General features: G+C 73.1%; 13 protein-coding genes. 7 read left to right on the top strand and 6 right to left on the bottom strand.

Features of this window, described 5'->3' with window-relative positions; genetic code table 11:
* Positions 1-55 precede the first annotated feature (55 nt).
* The 3 genes from cobT to ABTY59_RS12685 all read left to right on the top strand — a co-directional run bounded on the left by cobT (position 56) and on the right by ABTY59_RS12685 (position 3,713).
* Positions 56-1,132, top strand: coding sequence for a nicotinate-nucleotide--dimethylbenzimidazole phosphoribosyltransferase (gene cobT, locus ABTY59_RS12695; RefSeq protein WP_352018927.1), 1,077 nt, complete (start codon positions 56-58; stop codon positions 1,130-1,132).
* A 107-nt stretch (positions 1,133-1,239) separates the two neighbouring features.
* Positions 1,240-3,003, top strand: coding sequence for a phosphatidylglycerol lysyltransferase domain-containing protein (locus ABTY59_RS12690; RefSeq protein WP_352018926.1), 1,764 nt, complete (start codon positions 1,240-1,242; stop codon positions 3,001-3,003).
* A complete protein-coding gene (locus ABTY59_RS12685) occupies positions 3,000-3,713 on the top strand; it encodes a hypothetical protein (protein WP_352018925.1) in 714 nt (237 codons plus the stop codon). The genes ABTY59_RS12690 and ABTY59_RS12685 overlap by 4 nt, the downstream gene beginning before the upstream one ends.
* On the opposite strand, the gene ABTY59_RS12680 is transcribed toward ABTY59_RS12685, so the two are convergent.
* Positions 3,650-4,417 (bottom strand): hypothetical protein, encoded by a 768-nt coding sequence (locus tag ABTY59_RS12680; RefSeq protein ID WP_352018924.1) that lies wholly within the window; start codon positions 4,415-4,417, stop codon positions 3,650-3,652. The genes ABTY59_RS12685 and ABTY59_RS12680 overlap by 64 nt on opposite strands.
* A 67-nt stretch (positions 4,418-4,484) precedes the next feature.
* Between ABTY59_RS12680 and cobS the strand changes: the two genes are divergently transcribed.
* On the top strand, positions 4,485-5,249 hold the full coding sequence (gene cobS / locus ABTY59_RS12675; RefSeq protein ID WP_352018923.1) for an adenosylcobinamide-GDP ribazoletransferase: 765 nt from the start codon (positions 4,485-4,487) through the stop codon (positions 5,247-5,249).
* Positions 5,250-5,338: 89 nt separating this feature from the next.
* Here the strand turns inward: cobS and ABTY59_RS12670 are convergent, their stop codons facing one another.
* Genes ABTY59_RS12670 through ABTY59_RS12650 form a run of 5 tightly spaced genes read right to left on the bottom strand, consistent with a single transcriptional unit; the run spans position 5,339 to position 11,916 of the window.
* Positions 5,339-6,133, bottom strand: coding sequence for an endo alpha-1,4 polygalactosaminidase (locus ABTY59_RS12670; protein ID WP_352018922.1), 795 nt, complete (start codon positions 6,131-6,133; stop codon positions 5,339-5,341).
* Positions 6,130-6,750 (bottom strand): spherulation-specific family 4 protein, encoded by a 621-nt coding sequence (locus tag ABTY59_RS12665; RefSeq protein ID WP_352018921.1) that lies wholly within the window; start codon positions 6,748-6,750, stop codon positions 6,130-6,132. The genes ABTY59_RS12670 and ABTY59_RS12665 overlap by 4 nt, the downstream gene beginning before the upstream one ends.
* A 7-nt stretch (positions 6,751-6,757) precedes the next feature.
* On the bottom strand, positions 6,758-8,251 hold the full coding sequence (locus tag ABTY59_RS12660) for a hypothetical protein (protein ID WP_352018920.1): 1,494 nt from the start codon (positions 8,249-8,251) through the stop codon (positions 6,758-6,760).
* Positions 8,248-9,780, bottom strand: coding sequence for a GT4 family glycosyltransferase PelF (pelF, locus tag ABTY59_RS12655; RefSeq protein WP_352018919.1), 1,533 nt, complete (start codon positions 9,778-9,780; stop codon positions 8,248-8,250). The genes ABTY59_RS12660 and pelF overlap by 4 nt, the downstream gene beginning before the upstream one ends.
* A 27-nt stretch (positions 9,781-9,807) precedes the next feature.
* The gene (locus tag ABTY59_RS12650) at positions 9,808-11,916 is read right to left on the bottom strand and encodes a hypothetical protein (RefSeq protein WP_352018918.1); all 2,109 of its coding nucleotides are present in this window, start codon (positions 11,914-11,916) and stop codon (positions 9,808-9,810) included.
* Positions 11,917-12,220: 304 nt separating this feature from the next.
* On the opposite strand from ABTY59_RS12650, the gene ABTY59_RS12645 reads away from it, so the two are divergent.
* The 3 genes from ABTY59_RS12645 to sucB all read left to right on the top strand — a co-directional run bounded on the left by ABTY59_RS12645 (position 12,221) and on the right by sucB (position 17,268).
* Entirely contained in the window at positions 12,221-13,726 is a 1,506-nt protein-coding gene (locus ABTY59_RS12645) for a leucyl aminopeptidase (protein WP_352018917.1), read from the top strand.
* Between the two features lie 312 nt (positions 13,727-14,038).
* Complete coding sequence (gene lpdA, locus ABTY59_RS12640; RefSeq protein ID WP_189802175.1) at positions 14,039-15,427, top strand: dihydrolipoyl dehydrogenase; 1,389 nt, start codon at positions 14,039-14,041, stop codon at positions 15,425-15,427.
* Between the two features lie 62 nt (positions 15,428-15,489).
* Positions 15,490-17,268, top strand: coding sequence for a 2-oxoglutarate dehydrogenase, E2 component, dihydrolipoamide succinyltransferase (gene sucB / locus ABTY59_RS12635; protein ID WP_352018916.1), 1,779 nt, complete (start codon positions 15,490-15,492; stop codon positions 17,266-17,268).
* Positions 17,269-17,310 lie beyond the last annotated feature (42 nt).

Here is a 17,310-nt window from a genome sequence, read left to right as displayed (position 1 = left end):
GTGCGAGCACCGATGTCACCGTTGGCCCTCGCTGATTTTCCTCAAGGCGGAACCCGTGAACCTGGACGACTTCTCCGATCTGATCGAGCGCCCCGACGGCGGGATACGGCGTGACGCCGAGGAGCGCCGGGAGCGGCTGAGCGTGCCGCCGGGGGCGCTGGGCCGGCTGGACGAGCTGGGCGAGTGGCTGTCGGCCGCCCAGGCCTCGGTGAAGGTGCGGGCGATCGGGCAGCCGAAGGTGGTGCTGTTCGCCGGTGACCACGGGGTGGCCTCGCTGGACGTGTCGGGTCGCCCGGCGGGCACGGCGCACGAGCTGGTGCGCGCGGTGCTCGACGGGGAGAGCCCGGTGGCGGTGCTCGCCCGCTCGATGGACGTGCCGGTGCGGGTCGTGGACGCCGGTCTTGACTGCGATCCGGAGCTGCTGCCGGCCGAGGTGGTACGGCACCGGGTGCGGCGCGGCAGCGGCCGGATCGACGTGGCGGACGCGCTGACGGTCGAGGAGGCGGAGGCCGCGGTCCGGCTCGGGATCGCGATCGCCGACGAGGAGGCGGACTCGGGCACGGATCTGGTGGTGCTCGGGGATCTGAGCGTCGGCGGGACGACCTCGGCGTCGACGCTGATCGCGGCGCTGTGCGGGACGGACGCGTCGGTGGTGACGGGCCGGGGCGGTGCCGGGATCGACGATCTGGCGTGGATGCGCAAGTGCGCGGCGATCCGGGACGCGCTGCGGCGGGCCCGGCCGGTCCTGGGTGACCAGCTGGAGCTGCTCGCGGCGGTCGGCGGGGCGGACCTGGCGGCGATGACGGGATTCCTGCTGCAGGCCTCGGTGCGGCGGATGCCGGTGATCCTGGACGGTGTGGTGGGCGCGGCCTGTGCGCTCGTGGCGCAGCGGGCGGCGTTCCGGGCGCCGGACTGGTGGCTGGCGGGCCAGGTGAGCGGGGAGCCGGCGCAGGCGAAGGCACTGGACCGGATGGCGCTCAACCCGCTGCTGGATCACGGCGTCCATGTGGGTGAGGGAACCGGGGCATTGCTCGCACTCCCCCTCGTCCAGGCCGCGGCGGCGTTCGCCGCGGAGCTGCCCGAGCGTCCGGATCCGACCACTCCGGCCGTCGAGGGCGCTGCGGAGGCCTGAGCTCGGGGCGGAACGGACGACTGATTCCGGGGCGGTCACGCGCCACGCGCGCGTGGCCGCCTCCGGCGTCTCCGCACGGCAGGCACTGCCCCATATGATCGCTTTTCATGGGAGAAGTCCGCTTGTCTGCCGAAGTCGCACCCCGGGGCTCGACCGCACGTTCACGGCGCAGCGCCGCGTTCGCCGTCTGGTACCTGCGCGTCGTCACGTTCATCAATTTCCTGAGCGCCGTCTGGGTCTCGTTCGGGCAGGACCTGCGCCGCCACAACGAGGACAACTACTTCACCCCGTACATGCTCACGGCGGGCTTCGCCTCGGGGGTCTTCACCCTCTTCCTGGCGATCACCATGCGGCGCCGCAAGCGGGCCGCGTGGATCCTGAACATGGTGCTCGGCGGCCTCTTCCTGCTGCTCTTCGCCCTCGTGATGTTCTTCCCCGAGATCAGGCAGCACGCCCAGAACTGGATCTCCCTGGTCCTCACCGCCGCGTTCGTCCTCGCGCTGGTGCTCGGCCGCAAGGAGTTCTACGCGAAGGGCGACCGCTCCAACCCGAAGCTCGCGGCGGGGGTGGCCGTCGGCGGACTGCTCGTCACCTCGCTGCTCGCGGCCGTCCTGGTGACCGTCACCAACGAGTCCACCGGCCACTCCACCTTCCTGGAGCGCTGGAAGTACGGGCTGATGCGGCTGGCCACGCTCGCCTCCGACGACTCCGGCTTCACCGGCATCCACACCCCCGGCTGGGTCGACGTCACCATCAACGTGCTGTCCACGCTGCTGATCTTCGCGGTGCTCTTCGCCGCCTTCCGCTCCCGGCGGGCCGTCGACCCGCTGACCGAGGAGGACGAGGAGCGGCTGCGGGTCCTCCTCGACAAGCAGGGCGAGCGGGACTCGCTGGGCTACTTCGCGCTGCGCCGGGAGAAGAGCGTGGTGTGGTCGCCCAGCGAGAAGGCGGCGATCGCCTACCGGGTGGTCGGCGGGGTCTCGCTCGCCTCCGGCGATCCGATCGGCGACCCGGAGGCCTGGCCGGGCGCGATCGAGCCCTGGCTCGCCGAGGCGCGCGAGCACGGCTGGATCCCGGCGGTGATGGGCGCGAGCGAGGAGGCCGGGGTCATCTACGCGCGGCACGGTCTGGACGCCCTGGAGCTGGGCGACGAGGCGATCGTGGACACCGACGAGTTCACCCTGGACGGCCGGGCCATGCGGACGGTCCGGCAGGCGTTCAACCGGGTGAAGCGGGCCGGGTACGAGGTCCGGATCCGGCGCCACGAGGACATCCCCCGGGACGAGATGGCGGAGCTGCTCCGCAAGGCGGACGACTGGCGGGACGGGGCGACCGAGCGCGGTTTCTCGATGGCGCTCGGCCGCCTCGGCGACCCCGGGGACGGGCGCTGCGTGATGCTGGAGTGCACCGACGAGAAGGGCGAGCTGCGCGCCCTGCTGTCCTTCGTGCCCTGGGGGCCGAAGGGGCTCTCGCTGGATCTGATGCGCCGTGACCGGGACTCCGAGAACGGCCTGATGGAGTTCATGGTCATCGAGCTCCTGCAGCGCGCCGAGGAGATCGGGATCACGCAGGTCTCGCTGAACTTCGCGATGTTCCGGTCCGTCTTCGAACGTGGCTCGAAGCTCGGGGCGGGACCCGTGCTGCGGATGTGGCGTTCGCTGCTCAGCTTCTTCTCCCGCTGGTGGCAGATCGAGTCGCTGTACCGCGCCAACGCCAAGTACCGACCGATCTGGGAGCCCCGATTCATGCTCTTCGAGAAGAGCGCCGACCTGCTGCGCATCGGCCTCGCCGCCGGGCGGGCCGAAGGCTTCCTGGAGGCCCCGGGCCTGCCGAAGTGGCTGCACCGCAGGCACCTGGGGAGCAGCCGTTGAGACACGCCGTCAGGGAGTTCGCCCGCCGGGAGTGGGGGCCGCTGTTCGCCGCCGTGCGGACGGCGCTCGTCACCAGGGGGTGGAGGGCGGTCCCGATGACGCTGGCCGCCGTCTGCCTCACCGCCCTGTTCCAGGTCGTGCAGAACCAGGACTGGGGCTACCAGCCGGTGCAGGACATCGGTTCCGTACGGGCCGAGGACCCGCTGTGGCTCGCGCTGCTGCGGACCCCCCTCTCGCTGTTCGTCCCGGCGCTCGACCTGCCCGTGTGGGGGGCCCTCGCGCAGGTCCTGCTGGTGTTCGGGATCGCCGAGATCTGCCTGGGCCGGTGGCGGACGCTGGGCGTCGCGTACCTCGCCACGCTGGCCGGCACGCTCTACGCGCGCGTGGGCATCGCGCTCGGTCCCGACAGCCCGTTCGGGCTGCCCGCCTCGGACGCGCGGGTCGTCGACACGGGCCCGTCGGCGGCGGTGGTCGGGCTCGCCGTGTACGTCTGCTGGCGCTACCGGGCGTACTGGACGGGCGGGCTGGTGGTCGTGGCGATGGTGGTGGAGGTGGCGATCAAGGCGAACCTGGCGGGCAAGGAGCACCTCGCGGCGATCGCGGCCGTCCTCGTCCTGATCGCGGTCGAGGCCCGGCGCGGCCGGCGTCAGGACGGCGGCGTCGGGCCGCGCCCGGGGACCCGCTCCTGGAAGCCGCCGATCAGGTCCTGAAGGCGGCGGCGCACCTTCGTCCAGCGCCGGTCGTGCCGGTACGTACGGATCCGGGAGCGGGCCCTGGCCCGGTGGCGGCGCCGGTAGAAGCGCTTGGACCACCAGGAGCCGGGGCGGGCCAGGCGGACGGCGCCGACGATCGCCACGAACGGCACGAAGGCCCCGAAGACGGCCATCCGGAACTTCCCCTTCACCAGGGTGACCAGGATGAGGAGGAAGTTCAGCGCCAGGGTCAGCAGGAAGGTGGCCCGGTCCTGGCGCTCCTCGGCGGTCATGTCGTTGACGCCGAGCGGCGAGAAGCCGCTGAGGGTGAGCCCGACGAGGGCGGTGGTGAGCACGACGACCTCGACGCTCTTGCGGCCGTCCTCGGACCAGTACACGTCGTCGAGGTGGAGGATGAGCGCGAACTCGTCCAGGACGAGCCCCACGCCGACGCCGAAGACGACCGCGAAGACGGCCGCGCCGACGCCGTGCCGGCTGCTGCCCACCGCGCCGAACCCGCCGAGGACGGTGAGGACGACACCCGGTACGACGTGATGGATGTGGACGCCCCCGGAGGAGACGTTCCCGAAGGGGCCCTTCCCCGCCCGGATGAGCCGGGTGATGGTGCGGGTGACCAGGAATGTCAGGACGAAGGAGGTCAGAGCGAGCAGCATGGGGAGCTTGCCCGGCTCGACGATGTTGCGGGAGAACCAGTGACCCATGCCACCCCGTTCCGATATGAGCGGTATGCGCAATCTACCGGCTGAGGGCGGCGATTACCCTGCCCGGATGGACGGCCTGCGTTTCGCCTTCGGGACCCTCACCGTGTTCCCCGCCCGCATCACCCGCTGGGACCGGGACGCGGCGCGCGCCGGCATGCTCTCGGCCCCGCTCGCGGGTCTGGTCGTCGGACTGTGCTCCGCCGCGCTCGGCGGTTCGTTCCTGCTGCTCGGCTCCGGTCCGCTGCTCGCGGCCGTCGTCACCACCGCCGTCCCCGCCCTGCTCACCCGGGGCCTCCATCTCGACGGCCTCGCGGACACCGCCGACGGCCTCGGCAGCGCCAAGCCGGCCGAGGAGGCGCTGCGCATCATGAAGCAGTCGGACATCGGCCCGTTCGGCGTGATCGCCCTCGTCCTGGTGCTGTTCGCCCAGGTCGCCGCGTTGTACCGGCTGTACGGGGAGGGATGGGCGCAGGGCACGATCGGCGCGGTCCTCGCCGCCACCGTGGCCCGCCTCGCCCTCACCCACGCCTCGCGCCACGGGGTCCCGGCGGCCCGCCCCGAGGGCCTCGGGGCGATCGTCGCGCAGACCGTCCCGACCCGGTCCGCGACCTTCACGACCGCGCTGTTCCTGGTCCTCTGCGCGGCGTCGGGCCTCCTCCTGTCCCCGTACGACGCCGTCCGCAACGTCCTGGCGGCCGGCGCGGCGCTCGGCGCGGCGGCGCTGCTGCTCCGGCGGTGCGTGCGGCGGTTCGGCGGGGTGACGGGCGACGTGTTCGGCGCGGTGGAGGAGACGGCGGCGACGGTGGCGCTGGCCGCGCTGACGCTCGGCTGATCCCGGGCCGCGAGCCCGGCATGATCCGAAAGACGGGCCCTAGTGCCGTGCCGGGCGTCGCGACCCGGTGAACCTTTCCGGTCACAGCACTAGCAGGGCTCGCGCCACGCGTCGAGCTCGTACCGCTTCCGCATCGAGCTGAGGCCCAGCTTCCGGGCCTGGGGGCAGAACTGCCCCGTCGTCAGCTCGTACTCGACGTGGAAGACGGCCTTGCCCGCCGCCGTGAACGGGGCGAGGCGGCCGCACTCGTCGTACTCCGCGCACTGCTCGTTGACCGCGAAGTCGAAGTCCGGCAGCAGCTTCGGGATCTGGTCCAGGTCGTTCTTGAGGCCGACCGCGAGACCCCGGTCGTGGGCCATGCGCGCGATGAGCCGGTTGTAGCGGAGCTGGTCGGCGGCGGTCAGCGGGAAGCCGGTGCGGTTGTCGTAGCCGTCCATGTTGTCGGGTTCGACGGCGTCGAAGCCCTTGTCGCGGCACATGTCGAGGCGCTTCGCCATGAGCGGGCCGAGGAGGTCGGTGCGGCGGATGTCGAGCCAGCGCTCGCCCTCCCAGCCGTTGCCCGCGCCGAGGAGGGCCTTCGGGAAGCGGCCGGCGTCCGGGCGGAAGTCCTCCCAGGCGCCGGTGGACAGGTAGCAGATCACCTTGCGGCCGCGCCGGTGGAGGTCGGCCACCGCCGACGCCGGATGGTCGAAGCCGTCGATGTCGTACACCGGGACGTCGACCGCGGGGTCCAGCCTGCCGCTGAGCTGCCACTGCCAGGCGAGGCCGGGCGCGGGCCGCCAGCGCTCCCCGCTGGGCTTCGGGTCGGGTTCGGGTTCGGGGGCGCCCGTGCAGGCCGTGGCGAGGAGCAGCAGCCCCGCGATCAGGGGCAGCGGTCGTCTCATCGGGCGGGCTCCAGGAGGTGCGGAAGGGTGCCCCACGGGTGCGCGCCCGTCCCGGGGACGGCGCAGTGCACCGGGGTGGCGGGGCGGACGCCCGCCGGGGCGGCGTAGACGAGGTGGCAGTAGTGGGCGGCGACCGGCAGGTCCAGGGTCCGGTAGGTGTCCCAGGGGCCCTCGAAGGTGACGAGGAGGTCGGCCTGGGCCTCGTAGCCGGGGTCCGGGTGGGCGCCGTGGTTGAAGACGAGCGTCGCGGTCCCGGCGGCCCGGGCGGCGACCGCGATGCGACGGTAGTGGGCGAGGGCGGCGCGCGCGGTCGCCACCTGGTCCAGGAAGGCGCCGTCGGCGCCGTACCAGTCGCGGTGGCGGAGCAGTTCGGCGACGACCTCGGCGTGCGGGCGGCGGCCGTAGGCGGTGTCCACGTAGCCGAGGACGCGCACCCCGGCCGCCCGCAGCCGCCCCGCGGCCTCGGTGAACGCCGGGTCGGGCGCCGTGCCGACGCCGCTCGCCGGGTTGAGGACGACGCCGTACAGGCAGGGCGCCGCGTCGACGAGCGCCGACCAGGCCTCGGGACGTTCGGCCGGGTGCTCGTAGTACGGCACCAGGAGGGAGGGCTTCGTCATGACGTCCCTAAGCGCGGTGGGCGGTCGGTCGTACCAGCAGAGCACAGGCCAGGGCGGCGAGCACCGCCGCCGCTCCCCCGGCGGCCGCCGGGCCCGCCGCCGGTTCCAGGGTCTGCGCGGCCGCCGCGAGCAGGCAGACGGTGGCGGCGCTGAGCACCGCCCCGAAGGCCTGGAGCAGCAGTCCCAGCCAGAGCACGGTGCCGATCAGGAGCAGGGTGAGCAGGCGCGGGAGCGTCGGCCACGGCGCCCCCGGCCAGACCAGGGTCGCGGTCAGGGCGAGGGCGAGGAGCACGGTGAGGTAGCCGCCGAGGCAGAGGACGAGGGTTCCGGTGACCGCCCGGCGGAACTCGCGTGCGGTGGTCAGGGTCCGCAGCCTGGTCAGACTGCCGTCCCGGAAGCGGTGCAGCAGCCATTCGGCGGGCCCCATGGAGAGGGTGAGGGCGATGACCGCCCCCGCCCCGCTCACCGGGGTGTCGCCGACGCCCGCATGGAGGACGAGCAGACCGCTGCCGAGGCCGAAGAGGCCGTACGGGAGGGAGGCGGCGCGCGGGGGGCCGCCGCGTCCGGCCGCGCCCCGGCGCAGTCCCGGGCGCAGGACGAGCGCGGCGAAGACGACGGAGGCGGCGAGGGAGCCGATGAGGAGCGCGGCGCGCAGGGCGTCCGGCAGGTCCCAGCGGAAGGCGGGGACGGCGCCGGTGAGCGGCAGCAGCGCGCAGAGCAGGGCCCGTTCCCGGCCGAGGACCAGGAGCACGGTCGCGGCGGCGAGGTAGAGCGACTGCCCGGCGGCGAAGACGGCGGCCGGGGTCTCGCCGGGCGCGGCGGCCGCGAGGGCGACGGCCGTTCCGGCGAGGGCGCCGGCCGGGGCTCCGGTGAGCAGGGCGCGGGCGGCGGCGGGCCGGTCGCCGAGGCCGAGCCAGGTGTAGGCGCGGTGGGAGAGGGCCTGGTTCCACACCCAGCCGGTGACGGCTCCGGCGAGCAGCGGGACGGTTCCGGCGGGGAGCCCGAACCGGCCGTGCCCGCCGGCCAGCAGCGGCGCGGCGAGGACGTACGCGAGGCCGGGGAGCGCGAAGACGAGTCCGCGCAGCAGACAGCCCGCGAGCTCCCCGTACCAGGCGCCCGGGGGTGGTGGCGCCGGTTCGGGGTGGCGCCGCTCCCCGCGCGCGTAGAGGTCCTCGGCGAGGGAGAAGGAGTCGGCGCGGCCGTAGGTGAGCCGGATGTGTTCGTCGGTCATGCCGTCGGACTCGAGGATCGCGGCGATCTCGTCGGGGTGCACGGCGGCGGCCACGAAGCCGTCGAGCCGCGTGGCGAGTTCGTCGAGCGGATCGTCGGCGAGGGCGTCGTCCGCGGCCGGTTCCCCGGCGGGCCCGGCCGGGCGGTCGGCGGGGGCCGGAGGCGGGGCGGCGGCGCCGGGCCGGGATGCGGCGCCCTCCCGTCGCGGGCGCGGGATCGCCGGGAGCGGGGTCCCCGCCTTCGGGGGTGTGAGCCAGAGGGAGCCGCTCATGCCCGGGTGCCTCCTGTGGCGAGGGCCGCGGTGGTGCGGCGGGGGGCGGGGATGCTCACCCGCAGGGGTGGCCGGGCCGGCGGCGCGGGGCGTGCCGGGCGGGCGCCCGCCAGTTCGCGGTAGATCTGCCGGAAGCCGTCGACCGAGCGGTGCAGGGTGAACTCGTCGATGACCCGTTGCCGGGCGCGACGGCCGAGTTCGGTGCGGCGGGCCCCGTCCCGCAGGAGCGCGGAGACGGCGGCGGCCATGACGGCCGGTTCGCGGGGCGGGACGACGATCCCGGTGTCGCCGACGGCCTCCCGTACGCCTCCGACGTCGGTGGAGACGGTGGCGCGGCCGCAGGACATGGCCTCGATGAGGGAGAAGGGGAAGCCCTCGCTGATGGAGGAGAGCATGACGACGCTGCCGGCCGCGTAGGCCGAGGGGACGTCGCTGATCCGGCCCTCGAAGGACACCCCGTCGGCGACGCCGAGTTCGGCGGCGAGCTTCTCCAGGCGGGTGAGGTAGTCCTCGTTCCCAGCCGGGACCGGTCCGAACAACCGGAGCCTGAGCGCGGGGAGTTCGGCGCGGGAGATCGCGTACGCCCGGATCAGGGTCTCCAGGTCCTTGATGGGGTCGACGCGGCCGCACCAGCTGAGGGTGGGGGTCTCGGGCTCGGGCCCCGCCTCGGGGAACAGGGCCGGGTCGACGCCGTTGTAGACGGTGCGGATGCGGTCGGCGGGGGCTCCGCCGCGCTCCTCCCAGCGCCGGTTGTACTGGTTGCAGGGGGTGATGAGGTCGGCCTTGCGGTAGCCGAGGGTGTTGAGCTCGCGGTAGAAGCCGAGCATGAGGGCCTTGACGGGCCAGCGTTGCGCTTCGGTGCGGTAGCCGAGGTAGCGCTCGCGGAGGTAGATGCCGTGTTCGGTGAGCAGGAAGGGCACCCCTTCGAAGTGCTGCGCGGCGAGCGCGGGCAGCGTGGCGAGGCCGCTGGAGACGGCATGGGCCACGCCGCCGGTGGATATCCGGGCGGCGAGCGGCCGCAGGGCGTGTTCCAGCAGGTCGGTGGCGGTGAGGGCGTCGTGGACGGTGGGGCGGGCCGCGAGGGTGGGCAGGTGCGGCATGGTCCAGATCCACATGAGGGAGCGCAGGGCGGGCTCGGAGCGCAGGGCGGCGGTCAGTCGTCCCCGCCGGGCGAGGGCGGCCAGTTCGTACAGGCTCGCGCCGAAGTCGCGGCCCGCCTCCGGGTCGAGGAGGGAGAGGAGGAGCCCTTCGTACGCGTCGAGGAAGCGGCGGCGTGCGTGCCCCCGCAGGGGCCGGCGCGCGGCCGGTCCCTGCGGGGGTCCCCAGAGGGGGTACGCCGTGTGCCGGGTGACGTTGGGCGGCAGTTCCCAGGTGACGGGTTCGCGGCCGCTGCCGGTGAGGGCGAGGATCTCGAAGTCGACCTCCGGCATGCCGCGGACGAGCTGGTCGCACCAGGTGCTGACGCCGCCGTGGACATGCGGGTAGGTGCCTTCGGTGAGCATGGTGACATGACGGCCACTGCTCGGCATGAGCGTGTTCCCCCCAGAACGTGCTGGTCAGGCGGTCGGGAGCGTGAGTGTGACGGCGGTCTGGAGCAGTTCGGGCGCGGTCCAGGCGGAGCGGCTGCCCGCGTAGGCCGTCCCGAAGGCCGTGGTGCCGAGCAGGAGGTTCTTGCGGGTGCCCTCGGGGGCGGTGACGGGCACGGTGACGCCGGAGGGCGCCTTGACGGTGACCGTGGTGCCGACGCGGTAGGCGGTGACCTTGCCGGTGGCGACGGCCTGGTCCCAGGCGGCGCGGCGGGCCAGTTCGGTGCCGACGTCCCGCTGGGCGGGGTTCACCAGGGGCGCGTTCGTCGCGAACAGGGCCCGGTAGTCGGCGAGCACCCGGTCGAGGACGGGGTAGAGGAGCCGCTCCTCGGCGAGGTTGGACTGGTGCACGTAGTGCGGCCGGGGGTCGTTGCCCAGGACGTGGGAGAGGGCGGTGCGGGCTTCCTGCGGCACGATGTGGTCGGCGTAGCCGGTGGCCGTGGGGAGCGGGGCGGGCAGGCAGGTGGAGGCCGGGTTGGACTCGCAGACGCCGCTGCCGCCGTCGGCGCGCGAGGTGTAGATCCAGTTGTACTCATCGGTCATCTCGGCGGCGGTGCCCACGTTGTAGTACACGTTCATGGGGTGGCGGGGCACGGTCCTCGCGGCGCCGGACGCGGTGCCGACGGCGCGCTGGCCCGGCTCGCGGGAGTTGTCGCTGCCGGTCCACTTGACGCCGTTGTCGGCGAGGGCGCCGGCCAGGTTGGGGTTGTCGACGGGCTGCTGGGGCAGGGTCCTGAGGCCGGAGTGCTCGCCGGTGACGAGTTCGGAGCGGTCGACGGAGATGCCCTTGCGGACGGCCCAGTTGACGTTGTCGCGGATCTGGGCGGACAGCTCGGCGCGGCCGACCCAGAGGGTGTTGCCCTTGGCGTCCTTGGCGCACTGCCAGGGGACGACGGCGTTGTCCTGGACGCAGCCGAGGAAGGGGTGGGTGTAGGTGTGGTTGATCCACCGGTACTGGGCGCGGTCGGCGACGAGCCGGTCGGTGAGCGGGTCGGTGCCGCCGTGTTCGGCCTTCCACTGCTCGCCCTGGCCGCCGTTGTAGACCATGTCGAGGGTGAAGCCGGAGGACTTCTGCCAGGCGGCGGCGTACTGGGCGTCGGCGACCGTCATCCGGATCGGGTCGGCGCCCTCGCCGTCGTCGCCGACGCAGTCGAAGTCGCCGGGCGTGCAGTCGAGTCCGGTGTCCCAGCGGGCGTCCGGGGCGAAGACGTCGTCGACGTGGACGGAGAGGTAGTTGCGGGTCTGTCCGAGGTGGACGCCCTGGGTGAGCCAGTCGACGATGCCGCGGGCGAGGGCGCGGAACTGCCGCTGGTACTGGTTGTAGGCGAAGGTGACGACGAGTTCGCGGCGCCCGTCGGCGGCGTACTCGCCGACGAGGCTGGCCCGGCCGCCGCCGTCGGCGGGCACGTCGAGGTAGCTGGTGTAGCCGGCGCGGGGGCGGCCCGCGTAGCCGTAACTCTCGGAGATCGAGGGGTCGTTGTCCTCGAAGGCGAGCGTCCCGGCGAGGTACCGGAAGGGGCCGGCCTTCCCGGCGGCGGTGACGCCGGCCTGCCGGCCGTCGAGCACGCCGGACCAGCCGCCCTGGTCGGTGTAGTCGAGGCCGACGCCGGGGTGCGACCAGGTGTACGCGTCGACCTGCGGGATCCCGAAGCTCCGCTCGTACGCGTGGAGGGCGGAGGCCTCGGCGGAGTCGGGGCCGAAGGCGCTCTCGTGGGGCAGGACGACGCCCTGGTACTTGGCGCGGGGCCTGCCGTCGACCGTGTCGCTGAGGAAGGCCGTGTCGAGGACCGGCCGGTTCGGGTCGTTCAGGTCGATCCTGCGGTACGGGACGCCGGAGCCCTCCAGCTCGGCGGTGATCGCGCCGACCGCGCTGCCGCCGTCGTCGACGACGAGGACGGTGAGGTCCACGCGGGGCGCCGTCGCGGCGACGGCCTGCGCGGACGGGACGACGGTGGCGAGCAGCGCGGCGGCGGCGAGGGCCGCGATCCTGCCCGCGTGAGGACCGGTACGGGGCGCGGTACGGCCGCCGGCGGCGGTGCGGGGCGCGGTTCTGGGCGTACGGATTCGGCCGGAGTCCATGGCGGATGTCCCCCCTCGACGGCGCCCGACCGGAGCGGCGGGTCCCGTGGAGATGTCGCAGATGAGGCGAAGAACGGTGTGTCGTCCTTGCGTGAATGAGGCGAGTGTGACGGGGCGGCGGGAGCCGGAAGGGTAAACATGAAAGAGACACCACGGATGAGTGAATCAGCGCCGCCGTGAGCGAAGCGGGTGATCGAGCGTAGGCTCGTTCTCGGCGCTCTCCGGGCCGAAATACGATGCGGCGGGCACGGTCGGCCCATCCCTCGACCGCCACAGAACTCAATGGAAGCGAGATTTCACCACCGTGACTGCTCTCACTCTCAGCACTGCCGGCGCGGCGACGCTGCGCGCCGACGCCCTCGTCGTCGGCGTCGCGAAGTCCGGGAAGACGCTGGTCGTCGCCCCGGGCGCCGAGGCCGTCGACAAGGCCTTCGACGGCCGGCTCGCCGCGGTCCTGGAGACCCTGGGCGCCTCGGGTGCCGAAGGTGAGGCGACGAAGCTGCCCTCCCCCGCCGGTCTCAAGGCCCCCGTCGTCCTGGCCGTCGGCCTGGGCACCGCCCCCGAGGACGGCGAGTCCTTCGACGCGGAGACCCTGCGCCGCGCCGCCGGCACCGCCGCCCGCACCCTGACCGGCTCGAAGAAGGCCGCGTTCGCGCTGCCGATCCTCTCCGCCGAGGACGCCTCCGCCATCGCGGAGGGCGCCCTGCTCGGCGCGTACGCCTACACCGCGTACCAGGAGAACGCCGACGCGAAGAAGCCCCTCGCCGAGGTGGCCCTGCTCGGCGCCAAGCCGCGCGACAAGGCCTACAAGGCCGCCGCCGAGCGCGCCCAGGCCGTCGCCGAGGAGATCAACCGCGCCCGCGACCTGATCAACCAGCCGCCGAACGACCTGACCCCGGCCGCGTTCGCCGCCGCCGCCCAGGCCGCCGGCAAGGAGCACGGCCTCAAGGTCCAGGTCCTCGACGAGAAGGCGCTCGCCAAGGGCGGCTACGGCGGCATCCTCGGTGTCGGCGTCGGTTCCGTGAACCCGCCCCGCCTGGTCCGCGTCGCCTACACCCACCCGAAGGCGGAGAAGACCCTCGCCCTGGTCGGCAAGGGCATCACCTACGACTCGGGCGGCATCTCCCTGAAGCCGGCCGGCCACAACGAGACGATGAAGTGCGACATGAGCGGCGCCGCCGCCGTGTTCTCCTCCGTCGTCGCCGCGGCCCGCCTCGGCCTGGAGGTCAACGTCACCGGCTGGCTCGCCCTCGCGGAGAACATGCCGTCCGGCTCCGCCACCCGCCCGGGTGACGTGCTGCGCATGTACAGCGGCAAGACCGTCGAGGTCCTGAACACCGACGCCGAGGGCCGGCTCGTCCTCGCCGACGCGCTCACCAAGGCGTCCGAGGAGCACCCCGACGCGATCGTCGACGTGGCGACCCTGACCGGCGCCATGGTCCTGGCGCTGGGCAACCGCACCTTCGGCATCATGGCCAACGACGACGACTACCGGACCGCGATCCACGAGATCGCGGACGAGGTCGGCGAGCAGTCCTGGCCGATGCCGCTCCCGGCGGACCTGCGCAAGGGCATGGACTCCCCCACCGCCGACATCGCCAACATGGGCGAGCGGATGGGCGGCGGCCTGGTCGCCGGTCTCTTCCTCCAGGAGTTCGTGGGCGAGGGCATCACCTGGGCCCACCTGGACATCGCGGGCCCGGCCTTCCACGAGGGCGCCCCGTACGGCTACACCCCCAAGGGCGGCACCGGCTCCTCGGTCCGCACCCTGGTGAAGCTGGCCGAGCGCACGGCGGCCGGCGAGCTCTGAGCACGGCGGGCATGACGGGAGGCCCCGGAGCTCCGGCTCCGGGGCCTCCCCCCGTTCCGCCCGTGGCCGGTGCGCCCGCGGCTGTTCGCTCGCGACGAAATCCGTAGGTTCGTACGCTCTCGTCACCCCGCCGTACGGACGATCGGCCGTCTCAGAGCACGGCCCCGCGTCCCGTCCTCCGTCAACAAGTGCGAAGATGGGTTCTCGGCAGGACAGGGCCCCCACCACAGGGCCGAAATAAAGCGGCCGGACACCAGCCGCCGCCAGGTCGTCGACGACCGGCGACGAGCGCACATGCATGGAGGACGTGACGTGGCGAACGACGCCAGCACCGTTTTCGACCTAGTGATCCTCGGCGGCGGTAGCGGCGGTTACGCCGCGGCGCTGCGCGGAGCGCAGCTGGGCCTGGACGTCGCACTGATCGAGAAGAACAAGCTCGGCGGCACCTGCCTGCACAACGGCTGCATCCCGACGAAGGCCCTGCTCCACGCCGGCGAGGTCGCCGACCAGGCGCGCGAGGCGGAGCAGTTCGGTGTCAAGGCCTCCTTCGAGGGCATCGACATCAAGGCCGTGCACAAGTACAAGGACGACGTGATCTCCGGCCTGTACAAGGGCCTGCAGGGTCTCGTCGCCTCCCGCAAGGTGACCTACATCGAGGGCACCGGCCACCTGTCCTCCCCGACCTCCGTCGACGTGGACGGCCGTCGCGTCGAGGGTCGTCACATCCTCCTCGCCACCGGTTCCGTGCCGAAGTCCCTGCCCGGCCTGGAGATCGACGGCAACCGGATCATCTCCTCGGACCACGCGCTGACCCTGGACCGCGTCCCGGAGTCCGCGATCATCCTGGGCGGCGGCGTCATCGGCGTCGAGTTCGCCTCGGCGTGGAAGTCCTTCGGCACCGACGTCACGGTCATCGAGGGCCTGAAGCACCTGGTCCCGGTCGAGGACGAGAACAGCTCGAAGCTTCTTGAGCGCGCGTTCCGCAAGCGCGGCATCAAGTTCAACCTCGGCACCTTCTTCCAGTCCGCCGAGTACACCGACAGCGGCGTCAAGGTCACGCTGGCCGACGGCAAGACCTTCGAGGCCGAGGTCCTCCTGGTCGCCATCGGCCGCGGCCCGGTCTCCGCCGGTCTCGGCTACGAGGAGCAGGGCGTCGCCATGGACCGCGGCTACGTCCTGGTCGACGAGTACATGCGCACCAACGTGCCGACGATCTCGGCCGTGGGCGACCTCGTCCCGACGCTCCAGCTCGCGCACGTCGGCTTCGCCGAGGGCATCCTCGTCGCGGAGCGCCTGGCCGGTCTGAAGACCGTCCCGATCGACTACGACGGTGTGCCCCGGGTGACGTACTGCCACCCCGAGGTCGCCTCCGTCGGCATCACCGAGGCCAAGGCCAAGGAGATCTACGGCGCGGACAAGGTCGTCGCCCTCAAGTACAACCTCGCGGGCAACGGCAAGAGCAAGATCCTGAAGACCGCGGGCGAGATCAAGCTCGTCCAGGTCAAGGACGGTGCCGTGGTCGGCGTCCACATGGTCGGTGACCGCATGGGCGAGCAGGTCGGCGAAGCGCAGCTGATCTACAACTGGGAGGCGCTGCCGGCCGAGGTCGCGCAGCTCATCCACGCCCACCCGACGCAGAACGAGGCGCTCGGCGAGGCCCACCTGGCGCTCGCCGGCAAGCCTCTGCACTCCCACGACTGACGCTCACGTCATCACAGGGCGCGACGACCACTTTCCGCAATTCGTTAGGAGCAACTGAAACCATGTCGGTTTCCGTAACCCTGCCGGCGCTCGGCGAGAGCGTCACCGAGGGCACCGTCACCCGCTGGCTCAAGGCCGAGGGTGAGCGTGTCGAGGCCGACGAGCCGCTGCTCGAGGTCTCGACCGACAAGGTCGACACCGAGATCCCGGCCCCCGCCTCGGGCATCCTGGCCTCCATCAAGGTCGCCGAGGACGAGACGGTCGAGGTGGGCGCCGAGCTCGCCATCATCGACGACGGCTCCGGCACTCCGGCTGCCGCCCCGGCCCCGGCCGCCGAGGCCGCTCCGGCTCCCGCCGCCGCCCCGGCGCCGCAGGCCGCCCCGTCCACCGAGGTCCAGGAGCCGGCTCCGGCCCCGACCGCCGAGGCCGCCGCCGGTGCCGGTTCCGCCCAGGGCACCGACGTCGTCCTGCCGGCGCTCGGCGAGTCCGTCACCGAGGGCACCGTGACCCGCTGGCTGAAGTCGGTCGGCGAGACCGTCGAGGCCGACGAGCCGCTGCTCGAGGTCTCCACGGACAAGGTCGACACCGAGATCCCCGCCCCCGCCTCCGGCGTTCTCCTGGAGATCGTCGTCGGCGAGGACGAGACCGCCGAGGTCGGCGCCAAGCTGGCCGTCATCGGCGCCGCGGGTGCCGCTCCGGCCGCCGCCCCGGCCCCGGCCGCCCCGGCTCCCGCCGCCGCTCCGGCCGCCGCCGCTCCGGCTCCCGCCGCTCCGGCCGCCCCGGCTCCGGCCCCCGCGCCGGCCGCCCCGGCCGCTCCGGTCGCCGCTCCGGCTCCGGTCGCCGCCGCCCCGTCGATCGCCCCGGCCGTGGTCACCCCGGTCCCGGCCGCTCCCGCCGCCGCACAGCCGGCGGAGGACGGCGCCTACGTGACCCCGCTGGTCCGCAAGCTCGCCACCGAGAACGGCGTCGACCTGGCGTCGGTCAAGGGCTCCGGCGTCGGCGGCCGCATCCGCAAGCAGGACGTCCTCGCGGCCGCCGAGGCCAAGAAGGCCGCCGCTGCCGCTCCCGTCGCCGCCCCGGCCGCCGCCGCGCCGAAGACCCCCGCCCTGGAGGTCTCCCCGCTGCGTGGCCAGACGGTCAAGATGACCCGCATGCGCAAGGTCATCGGCGACAACATGATGAAGGCCCTGCACGGCCAGGCCCAGCTGTCCTCGGTCGTCGAGGTCGACATCACCAAGCTGATGAAGCTGCGCGCCCGTGCGAAGGACGCCTTCGCCGCCCGTGAGGGTGTCAAGCTCTCCCCGATGCCGTTCTTCGTGAAGGCGGCGGCCCAGGCGCTGAAGGCCCACCCGGTCATCAACGCCCGGATCAACGAGGCCGAGGGCACCATCACGTACTTCGACTCGGAGAACATCGGCATCGCCGTGGACTCCGAGAAGGGCCTGATGACCCCGGTCATCAAGGGTGCGGGCGACCTGAACATCGCCGGCATCTCCAAGGCCACGGCCGACCTGGCCGGCAAGGTCCGCGGCAACAAGATCACGCCGGACGAGCTGGCCGGTGCGACCTTCACCATCAGCAACACCGGTTCGCGCGGTGCGCTGTTCGACACGATCATCGTGCCGCCGAACCAGGTCGCCATCCTGGGCATCGGTGCCACGGTCAAGCGTCCGGCCGTCATCGAGACCGCCGAGGGCACCGTCATCGGCGTCCGCGACATGACCTACCTGACGCTGTCCTACGACCACCGTCTGGTGGACGGCGCCGACGCCGCCCGCTACCTGACCGCCGTCAAGGCGATCCTGGAGGCCGGCGAGTTCGAGGTCGACCTCGGTCTGTAAGGCGAGGGGCGAGGAACGTCGCCGAAAGGCAACGTAACGAGC

The organism is Streptomyces sp. NPDC096079, assembly GCF_040303145.1.
Classification (GTDB): domain Bacteria; phylum Actinomycetota; class Actinomycetes; order Streptomycetales; family Streptomycetaceae; genus Streptomyces.
Note: the sequence above shows the minus strand (reverse complement) of the source record. Positions and strands in the feature narration are given on the sequence as shown.